Genomic DNA, 15,529 nt, shown 5'->3' with positions numbered 1-15,529 from the left:
TATTGCACCCAAAAGTCGTCCCTTTTTTATTTAAAGCGATGGAAGTGATTGATGTAATGGTGTGTTGATCAAGTTAAAGCAAAACGCAATCGTTTGTTCATATTCGGATAACGGAATCGACTCATCGACTTGATGCGCGAGACGGAAATCATGGAAAGAAGCAATCGCGATCGGGAATGCTTTTTTTGCTTGGCTGAACATTGCACCATCCGTTCCACCTGGGATGGCGATTTTTCGTGGTGTCACGCCGCTGACCTGCTCCATCGTATCTGCGACCTGTTGCAAGAAAGGCGCTTGTTCATCGGTTTCACAGGAAGGAATATCCTTGATGACGGTCACGCTCATGTCAAAGTCAGGATCTTCTGCAACAAGTCGACGCTCAATATCCGTAAAGGCAGCAAGAACGTCCGCTCGACCGAATCCCGGAATCGTCCGGATGTCCATATAAAACGAAGCCTGACTCGGAACGACGTTTGGTCCTTCGCCTCCTGAAATCGAGGTGATCGATGCAACGACCGGACCAAGTGCCGAGTGATGATTCGTCGTGATCGAAAAACGCTCCGACTTCACTTCTTGGATGACGCGATATACGTCATCAATCGCATTACGTCCAAGTTGCGGGGCAGAGCTATGTGCACTTTTCCCACGGCATGTCACTTCAATCCCAACGACCCCTTTTTGTGCATAACCGATCATCCCACTCGTCGGTTCTGTGATCAGTAGAGCATCTAAATCATCCGCATGCCCTTGTTCCGTCAAATGCCGAGCTCCTGTCATGCCATTTTCTTCATCGGATGTAATCAGAAGTTTGACGGTGTTCGGACGGTTTTGACGTTCCTTGTATTGAATGAGCGCTTGCACCATCGCCATGACACCTGACTTCATATCCGAAGCCCCACGACCATAAATGCGTCCGTCTTCGATTTCACCACCGTATGGATCTTTCGTCCAGCCGTCTCCTTGCACAGGAACCGTATCGAGATGACCAGATAGCCCGAGTACGGAAGGGCGTGAAACCTCTTCACTCGCAGGAACGGTCGCGACGAGACAAATCCGTTTCGGTGAGACTTCGATCCATTCTGTCGAGATGTGATGATCAATCAGTACATCGTACACATAACGTGCGACGGCTTCCTCTCCGTCCGTCGGATTAACGCTTGGAATTTGAAGACATCGTTGTAAGTAAGTAATTGCTGTTTGCATAAGTATTTCCCCCCTTACCTATCCTGTACCCTGATAAAAATACTTCAGGGAGGTAAACGAATTCGGAAAATAATTTACGGAGCTGAACGTCTTGAGATAAAAGAAAACGGTGCAACCAGAGGGTTACACCGTACCTTGCTCATTCACTTTTTTCTGCTTCGTCTTTCCACTTCGAATCGATTAACATCTCTCCCGGCCATGTATAAGCCATGATGCCACCGTCTGCTGTGATATCCTCACCTGTAACATATGAGCTGTCGTCAGAAGCAAGGAAGAGGGCGACCGTTGCCATCTCGCGTGGTTTACCGAGTCGTCCGAGTGGTGTAATCCAAGCGTTCGCATCGCGGAACTGTTTGCCTTGCTCTTTTTCTTTTTCACCGACAAGTGTATCGATGAGTGGTGTTTCGATCGTTCCTGGTGATAATGAGTTGACACGAATGCCGTGACGCGCGTAATCGATTGCCATCGCGCGCGTGAAGTTCGCGATCCCGCCTTTTGCTGCGTTATAACCGGACCGGTTCAAGTCAGCTGCGCGACCAGACATCGATGACGTATTGATGATTGAACCACCGTTATCAAGCATGAGTGGAATCAAGAATTTACTGACGAGGAATGTACCGCGCAAGTCGACCGCGATGATCCGGTCGAAGAGATCGATTGGATACTCGTGGACTTTCCCGCCTTGTTCATCGATTCCGGCATTGTTGAAGAGGACGTCGATCGTACCGTATGTCTCTTTGACGTGCTTCGCAAGTTGCTCGACACTCTCGACGTCTGAGACATCGACATGGACGGCTTCTGCTTTCCCACCTTGTTGTGTAATCTGTTCTACTGTTTGTTGTGCTTTTTCAAGTGAGACATCGGCACAGACGACCGTTGCTCCCTGTTCTGCGAAGACAAGTGCAGTCGCTTGTCCAATCCCTGTTGCCGAGCCGGTAATGACAGCTACTTTTTGATCGAGTCTACCCATTGTTAAATCCCTCCTAAGTCGTATCGTTCACCTTATGAAACATTCCCGGAGAAATGGAGATTAAACCCATCGATGCGTCTAGTAATAGAGGATAGGGGGTACATCTACAACAGCACAATCGCTGTATAGAGGGAGATGAGAACGCTGACATCCGATCAATGGCAACTTGCCAAAAAATTATTACACGAAGCCGTCCAGTACCAAATAACACTCGAGAAGAGTGCATTCGCAAGTGAATTGATCGACCAAACGACACCGGTCCTCTGGTTTGGTGATGCGACACGTAGCAGTTGGGTGACGATCGCGACGAACCCATCTCGATCGCAGTTTTTAGACCGAACAGGTACATTACGATTTGACGAGCATGGTCCGCTTTTCATACGTCCGAAGTCGATGGCATGGGAGGATTATCTGCAGGAGAAAACGCTGACGGATTCGATCCGACGCTTCAATCGTTACTTCAAACAACCAAATGTGTACCGGACCTGGTTCGGTCGACCAGGTGGGGGGAAGCTCGAAGGATTCTTGAACGGACTCGGTGCGTCGTTTTACGAAAAGACGTTTGATCCAGTCATTCATTTGGATTTTTTCCCGTTTCCGACACACCATTACATGGGAGCGATCAAAGAACGCAGCGTGTTGGAAGATAGTCCGTTCGGTCAGACATTTTTGTTACGCCTGCTTGAACTGTTTTCGATAAAAGGAATCATCCTGCTCGGTAAGGAACACACGGAACGATTTGCGAAGCTCGAACCAGACATCGATTGGACGACCTATCGACCAACGGATTATCCGGACGCGATTTTTCAAGTCGGCTTCTCGTCACGATTTCAGGTCCCCGTCGTCGGACTCCACTTCAAACCGAGTGAGCAGTTCATCGGTCTCGGTAATCGAAAGGATGAAAACGGCGTTAGCCATGGCACCTATGGGTCAGCAGAACACTTACGTCAAATCGGAATGATTGTCCTTGAAAAAGTCACGACATACAGTGAAAAAGGAGATTGACAGATATTTCGAACTCCCTAATAATAGGAGATGAATTAGCACTCTATATGATTGAGTGCTAAAAAAGGGAGGCAGAATGAGCATGGAAACGAAACAATTTAAGGCGGAATCAAAACGATTGCTGGAGATGATGATTCATTCCATCTATACGCATAAGGAGATTTTCCTGCGCGAATTGATCTCGAATGCAAGTGACGCCATGGATAAGATGTACTACAAAGCATTGACGGACGAGACGATTTCGTTCGAAAAGGAACACTACAAAATTACAATCGAACCAAATAAAGAAGCGCGTCAACTCATCATTCGTGATACGGGAATCGGAATGACGAAGGAAGAACTAGAAGAGAATCTCGGTACGATCGCGAAGAGTGGATCGCTTGCCTTCAAAGCAGAGAATGAAGCACAAGATGGTCATGATATCATCGGACAATTCGGTGTCGGATTCTATTCTGCATTCATGGTCGCAGACGTCGTCACCGTCGTTACGAAACCGTTCGGCAGTGCAGTCGCTTATAAATGGGAATCGCGTGGTGTCGAAGGTTATACGATCGAGGAAGTCGACAAGGAAACCGTCGGAACGGAGATTACACTCCACATCAAGGCGAACGAGGAAGAAGAATCGTATGACGAATACCTCGAGACATATCGTCTACGTAGCATCATCAAAAAATACTCGGATTTCATCCGTTATCCGATCGAGATGAAGGAACTCGAACGTCAGCCGATCGAAGGCAGTGACGAGACGGAAGAGGTCGAAGTCGTCAAGACGATCAACAGCATGGTGCCGATCTGGCGGAAGAACAAACGGGAACTGACAGACGAAGACTATACGAACTTCTACCAAGAGAAGCGTTATGGTTTCGACACACCAGCGAAACACATTCATATCAGTGTCGACGGCGCTGTTCGTTATCAATCGATCTTATTCATTCCAGAGCAGGCACCGTACGATTATTATTCGAAGGAATTTGAAAAGGGTCTTGAACTCTATGCCAACGGTGTCTTGATCATGGAAAAATGCAGCGACTTGTTGCCGGATCACTTCAGTTTCGTCAAAGGGATGGTCGACTCGGAAGACTTATCGCTCAATATCTCGCGCGAGTTACTGCAGCACGATCGTCAATTGAAATTGATCGCGAAAAATATCCAAAGTAAGATCAAGACACAACTCGAAGCCCTCCTGCGCGAGGATCGCACGAAGTACGAAACGTTCTATCAAGCGTTCGGACGCCAGCTGAAGTTCGGTATGTATAATGATTACGGCATGCACAAAGAACAGGTGCAGGACCTCGTCCTCTTCTACTCAGCTAAGGAGAAGAAGTTGATCACACTCGCAGAATACGTCGCAGCGATGCCGGAAGATCAGGCACATATCTACTACGCCGCTGGTGAGAGTACGAATCGTCTGGATAAATTACCACAATCCGAGCTCGTCCGTGATAAAGGGTATGATATCTTGTACTTCACGGAAGAGATCGATGAGTTCGCGATCCAGATGCTCGTGACGTACAACGAGAAGACGTTCAAGTCGGTCACGAGCAGCGATTTAGGGATTGAAGCGGAGGAAGCGGAGACGACGGACGCACAAGCAGAGATGTTCCAAGCCATGCAGGAAGTGCTAAGTGGGCAAGTCAAGGAAGTCAAAGCCTCAACACGTCTAAAATCGCATCCTGTCTGCTTTGCGACGGACGGCGCTGTCTCAATCGAGATGGAGAAAATTCTGAAGGCGATGCCGAATAATGAAGGGGTAGAAGCGGTCAAGATTCTTGAATTGAATCCGTCACACGCAGTGTTCGAGTCTCTTGAAACGGCGTATCAAAACGATCGTTCAAAATTCGAGCGCTATACCAAACTGATGTATCAACAAGCATTACTTGTCGAAGGGCTTCCACTTGAGGATCCGGTAGCGTTCGCGAATGATGTGTGTTTATTGATGGTGTGAAACGAATAGATATAAAAAAGGCATTGGATGCGCGCATCCAATGCCTTTTTCATAAAGTGTTTCATCAATCCGTTTGTAAATCCGAAGCGGTTTCGCCTTTTTTCGAGAGAACGTTCAAGACGACGACGAAGAGTACGAATGTGACAAGAGCTCCGATGAAACCGAATACCGAAGACTCCGTGAAACCGATGACTAAATAACCGACTGCCGCAGTGACGGCACCGACTAGCGCATACGGTAACTGTGTCGTAACGTGATCGATATGATGGGATCCAGCCCCTGTCGAACTTAAGATTGTCGTATCGGAAATCGGTGAACAATGGTCACCGAAGACAGATCCAGCAAGAACAGCAGCAAGTGTCGGTAACAAGAGTGAGGCATCGACAGCCATGACGAGATCCGCACCGATTGGCAACATGATCCCGAATGTACCCCAACTTGTTCCTGTCGAGAATGCCATCAAGCCGGCAATCAAGAATAACAAGAACGGCAAGTACGACGCAGAAATCGAGTTGCTAACGAAGCTCGCGAGATAATCACCGGTTTTCATATCACCGATGACAGCAATGATCGTCCAAGCGAATAACAGAATCACGACTGCTGGCCACATCGAACGCATACCAGCAACGATGCTTGCACGGTAATCGCGGCCCGGAATTTTTCGTCCGATCAGCATCAGGAAAGCGACGATTAAACTGATGACGACACCTGCGACGAGTGAACGTGTGACGTCTGTTGCCTCAAATGCTCCAATTAAAGTAAACGGGCGATTGTCGGCTGCAAGTGCCTGAGCACCTGTCCCGAGTAACGCACTGATTGTAGCAATGACAAGAACGACGATCGGAACGACGAGATCCCGGACTTTTCCGTTCGTATGTTCGTTGACCTCTTTTGCCATCCCCATCGGTGTTCCTTTTGACGCATCAAAAAGTTCACCATTCGCGGCACGGCGTTCATGCTGTTTCATCGGTCCGACAGAGACGCCAGAATAAGCGATGTAAAGTGTTAAAAGTAACGCGAAAATCGCATAGAAGTTCATTGGAACGATCATCATGAAAGCACTAAACGCTGAGTAATCCGTAATCGAGTGCGTCGTTAAGATACCGGCGATGATGGAGATGATGAATGCGCCCCAACTCGAAAGCGGACTGATGACACAAACAGGCGCAGCTGTTGAGTCAATCAAATAGGCAAGCTTTGCACGTGAGACACCACGGCGATCCGTTAACGGACGACTGACGTTGCCGACAGCGAGACTGTTGAAGTAATCATCGATGAAAATCAAGATACCGAGTCCGAAGGCAACTAAGCGTGCACCACGCGCTGTCTTGACGTGAGTAGAAGCCCATTCACCGAAGGCACGAGCGCCACCTGATGTCTGAATGAGCGTGGAAAGGACGCCGAGCAATAACAAGAAGACAAGCAATAAGACGTTCCACTCGTTCAAGGCACCGTCTGCCCAAAAGAGGCTGAAGATGTTCTTGCCGAGATAGGTTACCGTATCGATCGGGTTAAAACGGTGAAGTAACAGGGCACCGACGAGAATACCGACACCTAACGAAAGAACGACCTTTCGGGTAAAGATGGCTAATAAGATAGCTAGTAAAGCAGGTACAAGGGCAATGATGGAATCTGAATAGTTGACCATGAAAAATATCCTCCTCTTTAATAAATGGCTTAAAGATGAGACCCCGCGGCACAAAAAAAGCAAGGGCACCGGCAACAAAGCCGACACCCTCGCTGGATGCGTCTTTCTTAGCCGAATTGGAGCGCTCCATACAATTGTTATGTATGGCAATCGATCGGGTGTTTCCCGAATCGACCAACGACGATATGCTCGACACATACTGTCATTTCGGCGATGTCACCTTTCCTGCAGTCGTCTTCGTTGTCATCCTCGGACCAAGTACTGATTGAAATCGCGCCTCTACCTCATCGATAGAATAGTCATATTCTGTTCTTATGGACACTTTATCATGTATTTCAGAAGCGATTCAACCATATATTCTGATAATTTAAGATAAAGTTGTTTATTCAGCAAAATGTTGAATGAGCTGTTTCATCAAATAGGCTTGGTTTTCCTCGAATTGTTTTTTTCGATGACCGTTCGCGCCAGATGGGTGGGGGAATCCGGAAAGAAGCTGATGCTGTTCGATTCGTCCATCATGAATCAATCCACGGACTTGCGTCTCGACGACCCGACCGAGTGGAATTAATAACGCTGGTTTTTGTAACTGATTGATCTCAGCGACGAAGTGTTCTTCCGCGTAGTGCCTTAATAAAGGGCTACGATTGATCTTCGGTTGATGACCCGAGTAATTCTTTTCGCGATAAAAGACGGGTTGCTTTAACAGTGACGTTGGATGCAATAATTTCTGATGTTGATGAAATAAGCTAGCCGTCGTCTCGATTCCGAGCAATGCTGGAAGTTCAAGTGTATCGAGCATCTGGACGAGGTTACGTCGCATCGTTCCGGCAAAGCTTGCTGTATATTTGACGAGGCGTGCCGTCTCTTCTAATGAAACACCATGATGGAGGGCATCCGTCGCTTCTTCGAAAGCGATTCGCATCTGTTCAAAACCTGGTGTGATCCCGATGATGACGACTTTTGCTTCAGTATTGACATATTCGCCAATCGGAGAGTAATAGACGGTCAGCTCGTTCTCCTGTTGCAATAAAAAATCGTCCGTCCATAATTCATCACGTCGTAACGTACGATCGTCAGGTAAGCTACGAATGGCTTGTTCAAATATAGTTAATGAATTCATGAAGGACCCTCTCTCTCTGTAATGGCACTATGATAACAAATAATACCATTTGTGACAATTCGACCCTTTCACTATTTGTATATAGGTATATAAAAAAGGACTCGATACGAGTCCTTTTCGTGCATCATGCGCGTTCTTTGACCGAAGCGACTTCATAAGTCAGAATCTCGCTGCCGAGCATTGGCGATTCTCCTGCCTCACTACTCGCAGGTCGACTATGTGACGCTTTGAAATCGTCACTTTCCCGCCACGCTTGAAAACTCTTCATATCTTCCCAGTACATGTTGACGTTCATTTCATCGTGTTCTTCGATGTTTTGCGTCAATAAGACCTCGACGCGGATGAATCCGTCCATCGTATCAAGTCCACTTGGACGCGTAAAACGAGGAGCGAGAGCTGCAGCCATCCCTTTTTTGACTTTAATCCGGTTCGTAACGACGATCATCATAAAATCCCCTTTCAAAAAACGAGTAACGTACTTCTTCAGTATAGTACGATGAAGGCAAGAATGCCGGAAAGAAGGAACAAACGACAATGAATGAACAGGAATACGATCAACGATTACGAATCGAGACCATTGAGATGCAACATCTTTATGGTGTGTTTAGTCACTACAATCGATATGAACCAACGCCTTATGCGGCACTAGACGAATTATGCGAAACGTATTTGTTTCAAAAACAGGACACGGTCATTGATTTCGGGTGTGGGAAAGGGCGTTTGAACTTTTACTTACACGACCGATTCGATTGTTCCGTCATCGGAATCGAGATGAACGGACAATTTTACGAGGACGCACTTCGGAATATGGCGAACTACCAAAGTCGACGGAAGCGGCGTTCCGGAAGTTTGCGATTCGAACAGACGTATGCCGAGCAGTATACCATTCCGGATGAGGCGAATAAGTTTTATTTCTTTAATCCATTCTCTTCACAAATTTTCATGAAAGTGATCGATCACATTTTAAGTTCGGTCGAACGTTCCCCGCGTTCAGTTGATCTCATCTTGTATTACCCGACCGATGAATACCGGGAGTACTTGGAGCGCCATACCGTATTCGAGCAAATCGATGAGATTCGATTACGAGACCTCTATGAAAAAAATCATGACGAGCGGTTCGTCATCTATCGCTTTGATCCGAACAAATTGCTTCAAAACGGGTATGAATACAGTGAGGAAAGAAATAAAAGATAGGAGGTCGGACGATGATCCGTTTGGAGCATGTCACGAAAGAGTTTGCACCGGGGCGTGGAATATTCGATGTCAGTTTTACAGTTGATCCGGGTACGATATTCGGTTTCATCGGACCAAACGGATCTGGAAAATCAACGACACTACGACATTTAATGGGACTATTGGCTGCGGATGGTGGAAAGGCGACGATCGGTGGTTTTGATTGCTGGAAGCAAAGTAAAGAAGTGAAGCAGTTGGTCGGTTACTTGCCGGGGGAGATTAGTTTACCTGGAGACATGACAGGAGCAGACATGCTCGATTTGATGCAACGACTGCATAGTAGTGACCCGGCACGGCGACAACTGTTGTTGAAACGATTTCCCTTTGAGACGAAGACGAAAATCCGCAAGATGTCAAAAGGGATGAAGCAAAAACTGGCACTTGTCGGTTGCTTCATGAAGGATGCACCCGTCTATCTACTTGATGAGCCGACCAGTGGACTCGATCCTTTGATGCAAGAGCGTTTTTTAGAGTGGATCGAACAGGAGAAGCATGCTGGAAAAGCGATTCTGATGAGTTCACACCACTTTCCGGAGATGGAAAAATCGTGCGATCGAGCGGCTTTAATCAAAGCAGGGCGCATCATCGTCGAATCGGATATTCATGAGTTGGTTCGATCGAGTCGAAAGACGTACACGATCGTCTTCCGAACTGAGGTGGAGGCAGCACAGTTCGCGATGCAAGTCGGTGTTGAACCGAAGCGGCTGGAAGTCAGTTTTCAAACGGACGAGACGCTGAGCTTGAATCAGGCGATCGCTTATTTAACTCAGTATGATGTGCGACTGATTCGTCCGTCAGCAGATGATTTAGAACAGGTCTTCTTGCATTATTATGGAGAGGAGGAATCGTCGTGATATTGCTGATCCGCTCTTTATTCAAGCAGGTCAGAAAGCCCGTGCTTGCTTATGCGATTGGAACGAGTCTCTACTTATTGATGCTTGCGTTGCTTTATCCATCGATGATGAAGACTGGTTTACTAGAAGCAAAACTAGAAGCGTTACCTCCGGAAGTCTTGAAAGCATTTCAATACGATAAGGTGACGGGATTCGATAATGTACTGGATCTGCTCGGAGGGAACTATTATGGACTGATCTTTCAAGTCATTGCGAGTCTATTCTTGCTCTCATTAGCAGCGCGCCTCGTTGCGCGACCGATCGACAACGGAGAGCTGATCGTCTATCTCGCAGCCCCGATCACCCGGAATGCGTATACGTTTGCTGTCGCGATCGTCATGGGTATCGCAAGTATGGTTCTCGTAGGACTGAATGGACTCGTCTTGATGGTATCCGACTGGTGGATGACAGATATTTCGATCAATGACGTCATCTTATGGCAGATTCAGCTCAATGCGCTATTGTTACTCTTGGCGATCGGTGCCTTTACGTTATTCGTTGCGACGTTATTTGACGAAGAACGTCGTGCTTTTTCGCTTGCCGGTAGTGTGCTTGTCCTATCGATCGTCTTGACGATTCTGTCGGAGCTAAGTGACAAGACGGAGTGGCTCCGTTATCTATCCGTCTTCTCCTTGTTTAACACGACGCAATTATTAGAAGGAACGAATCATTTTCTTCTTCATTCCATTCTTTTACTTGTCCTCTGTCTCGTGTTCTTGACTGGAGCAGTCGTTCAATTCGGACGTCGGAGTCTGTCGATTTGATCGAAAGTGGCGCAAAAACTTTACAGAAAGTGAACATTTAGGATTTGAACGTTGCGTCACGCGCTGATTTTTACTAAGATAAAGGAATGTTGTAGTTCTGGAAAAAGAAATGAGGTCTTTCGAAATGAATAAACCATCCATTTATGGATTAACGCTTGAGCAGATGACAGAATGGTTATCGAATCAAGGGCACAAACCATTCCGTGCCAAACAAGTATGGGATTGGCTCTACCGTAAACGTGTCACGACTTTCGCGGAAATGACGAATGTCAACAAGGATTGCCTTGAGTTGTTAGATCAGAGTTTTACGATTGACTCGATGACAGAAGCGGTCAAGCAAGAATCAGCAGACGGAACAATCAAGTTCCTTTTCAAATTATATGATGGTAACTTGATTGAAACAGTTCTGATGCGTCATAAGTACGGTCTTTCTGTCTGTGTTACGACACAGGTCGGCTGTAATATCGGCTGTAGCTTCTGTGCAAGTGGTCTGATCAAGAAGAGCCGCGACTTGTCAGCAGGCGAAATCGTTGAGCAAATCATGAACGTCCAACATCACCTCGATGCAGTCGGTAACGAAGAACGTGTCAGCCACGTCGTCGTCATGGGTATCGGTGAACCGTTCGATAACTTCGACAACATGGTCGACTTCTTAAACGTCATCAAGGACCACAATGGTCTTGCAATCGGTGCGCGTCACATCACGGTTTCAACAAGTGGTTTGGCAGACAAGATCTACAAGTTCGCTGACTTGAAACTCCAAGTCAACTTAGCGATCTCGCTTCACGCACCAAACAATGAATTGCGTACGCAAATCATGAAAATCAACCGGGCGATCCCGCTTGAGAAATTGATGCCAGCAATCGATTATTACGTTCAAACGACGAACCGTAAAATCACGATCGAGTACATCTTGCTTCGTGGCGTCAACGACCAAAAGGAACACGCAGTCGAACTCGCAAAACTGTTCGAAGACAAACGTCACTTAACGTATGTCAACTTGATTCCGTACAACCCGGTCGATGAGCACGGTCAATATCAGCGCAGTACGTCTGAAGATATCACGACGTTCTACGATACGTTGAAAAAGAACGGCTTGAACTGTGGTGTTCGTCTCGAGCACGGAACAGACATCGATGCGGCATGTGGTCAATTACGTAGTAAGCAAATCAAAAAAGATAAAGTAGCATCCAAATAATTCGTTGGGCTTCTCATCGTTTCGGTGGGAAGCTTTTTTTACGATAAGAAATGAGGACATTCTATGACACGTACACGATTCAATGATTTTAACTTAAGCACACCGATTCTCGATTCAATCGAGCAACTTGGCTACACGACACCAACCGAAGTCCAGCAATCGGTCATTCCGGTCGTACTATCTGGAAAAGATGTCATCGTCAAATCACGGACGGGGAGTGGAAAGACGGCATCGTTTGCGATTCCACTGTGTGAACTCGTCGAGTGGGAAGAAAATAAACCACAAGTCTTAGTCTTGACGCCAACACGTGAGCTTGCCTTACAGGTCAAAGAAGATATCATGAATATCGGACGTTATAAGCGGATCAAAGCGACAGCGGTCTTCGGCAAGCAACCGTTCCGCGGGCAAGTCACGGAGCTCAAACAAAAGACACACGTCGTCGTCGGAACACCAGGGCGTGTACGCGATCATATCGAGCGGGGCACGTTATCACTTGAGAAAGTCCGTTACGTCGTTTTAGATGAAGCGGATGAAATGCTGAACATGGGCTTCCTCGATCAAGTCGATGCCATCTTGTCCGAGTTACCAAAAGAGCGGATGACACTGTTGTTCTCGGCGACCTTCCCTGATGATATCGAACAGTTGAGCAACCGCTACATGGATGCACCAAAACGAATCGAAGCGGGTGAGACCGTCGTCTCGACGATTACGCATAGTTATATTCCGGTAACGGATAAGACGAAATTCGCGATTTTGAAAGATGTTCTCGTCGCTGAAAACCCGGATCGCTGCATGATCTTCTGTCGGACGAAAGAACACGTCGATTTCGTCGCGAATGGTCTCCGCGCCCATGACTACCCGGTTGAAGCAATTCACGGTGGAATGGAACAAGACGATCGACTCGATGCGATGAAAGCCTTCCGTGCCGGGAAGTTCCGAATTCTTGTCGCAACAGATGTCGCGGCACGTGGGATCGATATCGAGAACATCACGCACGTCATCCAGTATGATCTCCCTGTCGAACGAGAAAGCTACGTTCACCGGACCGGTCGGACGGGGCGTGCAGGAGCAGCAGGACAAGCAATCAGCCTCGTCACGCCGGCAGACGAACGTCGCCTGAAGGAAATCGAGCAGTATCACGGGAAACTGACACGTCGCCAAGCACCGACGGAAAAGGACTTGATGCGAACAGCGGATGCATTCGAGGAGAAGATGGCGACGGAAGATACGCGTTCTTCGAAAACGGAGCAGCTTGATGCGGACATCATGAAATTGTTCTTTAACGGCGGGAAAAAGAAAAAACTCCGTGCCGTCGACTTCGTTGGAACGATTGCGAAGATTGAAGGCGTCACAGCAGACGATATCGGTATCATCTCGATTCAGGATACGTTGACGTATGTCGATATCCTCAATGGGAAAGGTCCGCTTGTCCTCCGGGCGATGAAGACGACGAAGGTCAAAGGGAAACAATTGAAAGTGTACGAAGCATTCAAGAAATAAGACAAGCCGGTCATTCTCCGCTTAAGCGAAGAGGGATCGGCTGTTTTGCGTCAAGGCATGCCCAAGATGGAGTCCGCTAGCGGCTGCCTGGGCAAGCGAGTGTGTGGCACCGGAACAATCCCCGATCGCATAGACACCGGGACATGTCGTCTCAAACGTCTCTGACGTCTCAAGCATCGGTGCGTAAAACTTGCCATCTAATCCGTAAAGCAACGTATCTCCCGGAAGTTCCACTTCAAGGAGTTGCTCAAGGCGCTCTAAAAACCCTTCTAAGACAAGCATGTCTTCTGCAGGTACTTCTGCATGCAAATTACCGGGGGACGCGGTTAGGGAAGGGACAATGGTGTTACGACTCAATTGATCGTGTGTCGTCGCTCGCGATGCTCGGAAATCACTGAGTCGCTGAACGAGAATGCGATCACCACCTTGGTTGATTCCGCCAATGATGCGCGTGGCATACGCATTCGCTTTCGCTAGCGTCGAAAAATAACGCGGGAGAAATAGTGTAAAGTTCAGATTCGTCGAGCCGTCTGCTGTCTCGTGGACATTTTGACCGTCCGGCATGACGAGTCCTTCTTGATATTTGCGGATGATCCGTCCGCGCGGATTCATGCAATAGGTGACGGCTTGACCGTAAGGCGAGTCGTAACCGAGCTTCGTCTCGAACGTCTCCTGTAACAATGTCCGAAATAGCGCCTCATCCGTCTCAATTCGCACCCCGAGATCAAGTCGAGTCCGCTGTGGGGTGACACCAAGCGTCGCTAATTGGTGCAACGTAAAGTCTGCACCTGAACGACCTGTCGCAAACACAATCCGTTGACTGACGAAGATCTCGTCCACTGTTTTGATCGTAAACGGCTCTGATTTTGTGATCTGCTCGATGGTCGTTTCGAACCGGGCATCGAGACGTGGTAATAAGGCGTCCTCAAACGCCGTGAAGACAGCAGCTGTCCGTACTGTGCCTAAATGACGGACGGTCGTCTCGACCGAATGTAGACCGGCGCGACGGGCACGAGACGCTACAGTAGGGGAATGCGTGGAATAGGTCTCAACTGTACCTCCACCATATGTACATAAAAGATCATCGACTTCTTGGAACAGTCGTCGTGTCGTCTCTTCACCGATTTTTGAGACGAGTTCCCCGCCGAATCCCGTTGCATAATTGAACTTTCCTTCTGATTTGCCAAGCCCCGCAAATCCAAGATACGCATCTTCTGCTGTTCGCTCGCGAATCGTTTTTCCGGCATCGAGCAGTAGGACGCGTTGTCCGTCTTCAACGAGCTGATGGGCGAGGAAAATTCCTGCCACACCGGCTCCGATAATCGTCACATCATACATCACAGACGCCTCCTTTTCTTTGAGTATACAAAAAAGCCGGATTCCTGTGAAAGGAATCCGGACTAGGTGAGATCGCTTATTTCCACTCTGCGATGTCAGCGATTGGTAGACGAACTGATGGGTATCCTGCGTCGACTGCTTTACCGATTGAAAGCAACATGACTGGGAGGTAACGCTCTTTTTCAAGACCGAATGCTTCTGCGATTTGGTCTTTTTCGTAACCACCGATTGGGTTTGTATCGTAACCGTGTGCACGAGCGACGAGCATCAATTGCATTGAAACGAGACCTGAGTCGATCAAGATGCTATCACGTAATGTTTCAACGTCTTCTGGACGGTAGAAACCTTTGATGGCTGGTACTTGGCGATCACGTACTTCTTGTGGCATAAGACCTTTTTCAACAGCCATGTCGTAAATTGTCTCGATGCTGTCGACCGCGTTCATGTCACCGAAGACAGCGATGACAGCAGAAGATGTCTCGACTTGAACTTGGTTGAATTTCGCGAGTGGTGCAAGTGTTGCTTTGCCTTCTTCGCTATCGATAACGAGGAAACGCCATGGTTGCATGTTAACTGAAGAAGGTGCAAGTGTTGCTTCTTCAAGGATTTGTGTCATTTCTTCTTTTGAAATTTTTACGTTCGTGTCGTAGTTGCGGATTGAGCGACGTCCTTTGACGATTTCCATGAAGTCCGTTGTTGTTTGAGTAGTCAT

General features: G+C 47.7%; 14 protein-coding genes and 1 riboswitch. Of the genes, 7 read left to right on the top strand and 7 right to left on the bottom strand.

Translation table 11 applies throughout. The features are described 5' to 3' along the window. Positions 1 to 30: 30 nt before the first annotated feature. Positions 31 to 1,203: a M20 family metallopeptidase gene (locus KNQ03_RS13890; RefSeq protein ID WP_214725182.1), complete on the bottom strand. Its 1,173-nt coding sequence runs from the start codon at positions 1,201 to 1,203 to the stop codon at positions 31 to 33. A gap of 139 nt (positions 1,204 to 1,342) precedes the next feature. Next, complete coding sequence (locus KNQ03_RS13885) at positions 1,343 to 2,173, bottom strand: SDR family oxidoreductase (protein WP_023469801.1); 831 nt, start codon at positions 2,171 to 2,173, stop codon at positions 1,343 to 1,345. Between the two features lie 135 nt (positions 2,174 to 2,308). Here KNQ03_RS13885 and KNQ03_RS13880 point away from each other — a divergent pair, with 135 nt between their 5' ends. Together KNQ03_RS13880 and htpG are read left to right on the top strand one after the other, a co-directional pair. Then, entirely contained in the window at positions 2,309 to 3,178 is an 870-nt protein-coding gene (locus tag KNQ03_RS13880; RefSeq protein WP_214725180.1) for a PDZ domain-containing protein, read from the top strand. Between the two features lie 82 nt (positions 3,179 to 3,260). Next, positions 3,261 to 5,123 carry a molecular chaperone HtpG gene (gene htpG, locus KNQ03_RS13875; protein WP_133208455.1) on the top strand — a complete coding sequence of 621 codons (1,863 nt, stop codon included), beginning with the start codon at positions 3,261 to 3,263 and terminating at the stop codon, positions 5,121 to 5,123. A gap of 64 nt (positions 5,124 to 5,187) precedes the next feature. On the opposite strand, the gene KNQ03_RS13870 is transcribed toward htpG, so the two are convergent. From KNQ03_RS13870 to KNQ03_RS13860, 3 genes are all read right to left on the bottom strand, one after another. Further along, positions 5,188 to 6,771: a Na+/H+ antiporter NhaC family protein gene (locus KNQ03_RS13870; protein ID WP_214725178.1), complete on the bottom strand. Its 1,584-nt coding sequence runs from the start codon at positions 6,769 to 6,771 to the stop codon at positions 5,188 to 5,190. Positions 6,772 to 6,882: 111 nt separating this feature from the next. Continuing rightward, positions 6,883 to 7,061: riboswitch (Lysine riboswitch) on the bottom strand. A gap of 92 nt (positions 7,062 to 7,153) precedes the next feature. Then, on the bottom strand, positions 7,154 to 7,891 hold the full coding sequence (locus KNQ03_RS13865) for a uracil-DNA glycosylase family protein (protein ID WP_149428055.1): 738 nt from the start codon (positions 7,889 to 7,891) through the stop codon (positions 7,154 to 7,156). 124 nt (positions 7,892 to 8,015) lie between these two features. Then, complete coding sequence (locus KNQ03_RS13860; protein WP_023469797.1) at positions 8,016 to 8,336, bottom strand: heme oxygenase; 321 nt, start codon at positions 8,334 to 8,336, stop codon at positions 8,016 to 8,018. A gap of 89 nt (positions 8,337 to 8,425) precedes the next feature. Between KNQ03_RS13860 and KNQ03_RS13855 the strand changes: the two genes are divergently transcribed. The 5 genes from KNQ03_RS13855 (at position 8,426) to KNQ03_RS13835 (ending at position 13,479) form a co-directional block, all read left to right on the top strand. After that, positions 8,426 to 9,085 carry a class I SAM-dependent methyltransferase gene (locus KNQ03_RS13855; RefSeq protein ID WP_149428054.1) on the top strand — a complete coding sequence of 220 codons (660 nt, stop codon included), beginning with the start codon at positions 8,426 to 8,428 and terminating at the stop codon, positions 9,083 to 9,085. 11 nt (positions 9,086 to 9,096) lie between these two features. Further along, the gene (locus KNQ03_RS13850; RefSeq protein WP_214725176.1) at positions 9,097 to 9,978 is read left to right on the top strand and encodes an ABC transporter ATP-binding protein; all 882 of its coding nucleotides are present in this window, start codon (positions 9,097 to 9,099) and stop codon (positions 9,976 to 9,978) included. Continuing rightward, complete coding sequence (locus tag KNQ03_RS13845) at positions 9,975 to 10,781, top strand: ABC transporter permease subunit (protein ID WP_371743266.1); 807 nt, start codon at positions 9,975 to 9,977, stop codon at positions 10,779 to 10,781. Before KNQ03_RS13850 ends, KNQ03_RS13845 begins: the two co-directional genes overlap by 4 nt. Before the next feature lie 124 nt (positions 10,782 to 10,905). Next, the gene (gene rlmN / locus KNQ03_RS13840) at positions 10,906 to 11,979 is read left to right on the top strand and encodes a dual-specificity RNA methyltransferase RlmN (RefSeq protein WP_023469793.1); all 1,074 of its coding nucleotides are present in this window, start codon (positions 10,906 to 10,908) and stop codon (positions 11,977 to 11,979) included. Positions 11,980 to 12,042: 63 nt separating this feature from the next. Then, complete coding sequence (locus KNQ03_RS13835; protein WP_214725174.1) at positions 12,043 to 13,479, top strand: DEAD/DEAH box helicase; 1,437 nt, start codon at positions 12,043 to 12,045, stop codon at positions 13,477 to 13,479. Positions 13,480 to 13,500: 21 nt separating this feature from the next. Here the strand turns inward: KNQ03_RS13835 and KNQ03_RS13830 are convergent, their stop codons facing one another. Next, positions 13,501 to 14,817 (bottom strand): NAD(P)/FAD-dependent oxidoreductase, encoded by a 1,317-nt coding sequence (locus KNQ03_RS13830; protein ID WP_214725172.1) that lies wholly within the window; start codon positions 14,815 to 14,817, stop codon positions 13,501 to 13,503. A gap of 76 nt (positions 14,818 to 14,893) precedes the next feature. After that, on the bottom strand, positions 14,894 to 15,529 hold the full coding sequence (locus KNQ03_RS13825) for a nitroreductase family protein (RefSeq protein WP_023469790.1): 636 nt from the start codon (positions 15,527 to 15,529) through the stop codon (positions 14,894 to 14,896).

This window comes from Exiguobacterium sp. s143 (genome assembly GCF_018618895.1).
Lineage (GTDB): Bacteria > Bacillota > Bacilli > Exiguobacteriales > Exiguobacteriaceae > Exiguobacterium_A > Exiguobacterium_A abrahamii.
This window is presented reverse-complemented; position numbering and strand designations above follow the sequence as displayed.

Excerpts from the sequence above, each read along its gene's own strand:
- rlmN (WP_023469793.1), top strand. The coding sequence starts at position 10,906 with ATGAATAAACCATCCATTTATGGATTAACGCTTGAGCAGATGACAGAA.
- KNQ03_RS13835 (WP_214725174.1), top strand. The coding sequence starts at position 12,043 with ATGACACGTACACGATTCAATGATTTTAACTTAAGCACACCGATTCTC.
- KNQ03_RS13855 (WP_149428054.1), top strand. The coding sequence starts at position 8,426 with ATGAATGAACAGGAATACGATCAACGATTACGAATCGAGACCATTGAG.
- KNQ03_RS13860 (WP_023469797.1), bottom strand. The coding sequence starts at position 8,336 with ATGATCGTCGTTACGAACCGGATTAAAGTCAAAAAAGGGATGGCTGCA.
- KNQ03_RS13880 (WP_214725180.1), top strand. The coding sequence starts at position 2,309 with ATGAGAACGCTGACATCCGATCAATGGCAACTTGCCAAAAAATTATTA.
- KNQ03_RS13885 (WP_023469801.1), bottom strand. The coding sequence starts at position 2,173 with ATGGGTAGACTCGATCAAAAAGTAGCTGTCATTACCGGCTCGGCAACA.
- KNQ03_RS13890 (WP_214725182.1), bottom strand. The coding sequence starts at position 1,203 with ATGCAAACAGCAATTACTTACTTACAACGATGTCTTCAAATTCCAAGC.
- KNQ03_RS13825 (WP_023469790.1), bottom strand. The coding sequence starts at position 15,529 with ATGACTACTCAAACAACAACGGACTTCATGGAAATCGTCAAAGGACGT.
- KNQ03_RS13830 (WP_214725172.1), bottom strand. The coding sequence starts at position 14,817 with ATGTATGATGTGACGATTATCGGAGCCGGTGTGGCAGGAATTTTCCTC.
- KNQ03_RS13870 (WP_214725178.1), bottom strand. The coding sequence starts at position 6,771 with ATGGTCAACTATTCAGATTCCATCATTGCCCTTGTACCTGCTTTACTA.
- htpG (WP_133208455.1), top strand. The coding sequence starts at position 3,261 with ATGGAAACGAAACAATTTAAGGCGGAATCAAAACGATTGCTGGAGATG.
- KNQ03_RS13865 (WP_149428055.1), bottom strand. The coding sequence starts at position 7,891 with ATGAATTCATTAACTATATTTGAACAAGCCATTCGTAGCTTACCTGAC.
- KNQ03_RS13850 (WP_214725176.1), top strand. The coding sequence starts at position 9,097 with ATGATCCGTTTGGAGCATGTCACGAAAGAGTTTGCACCGGGGCGTGGA.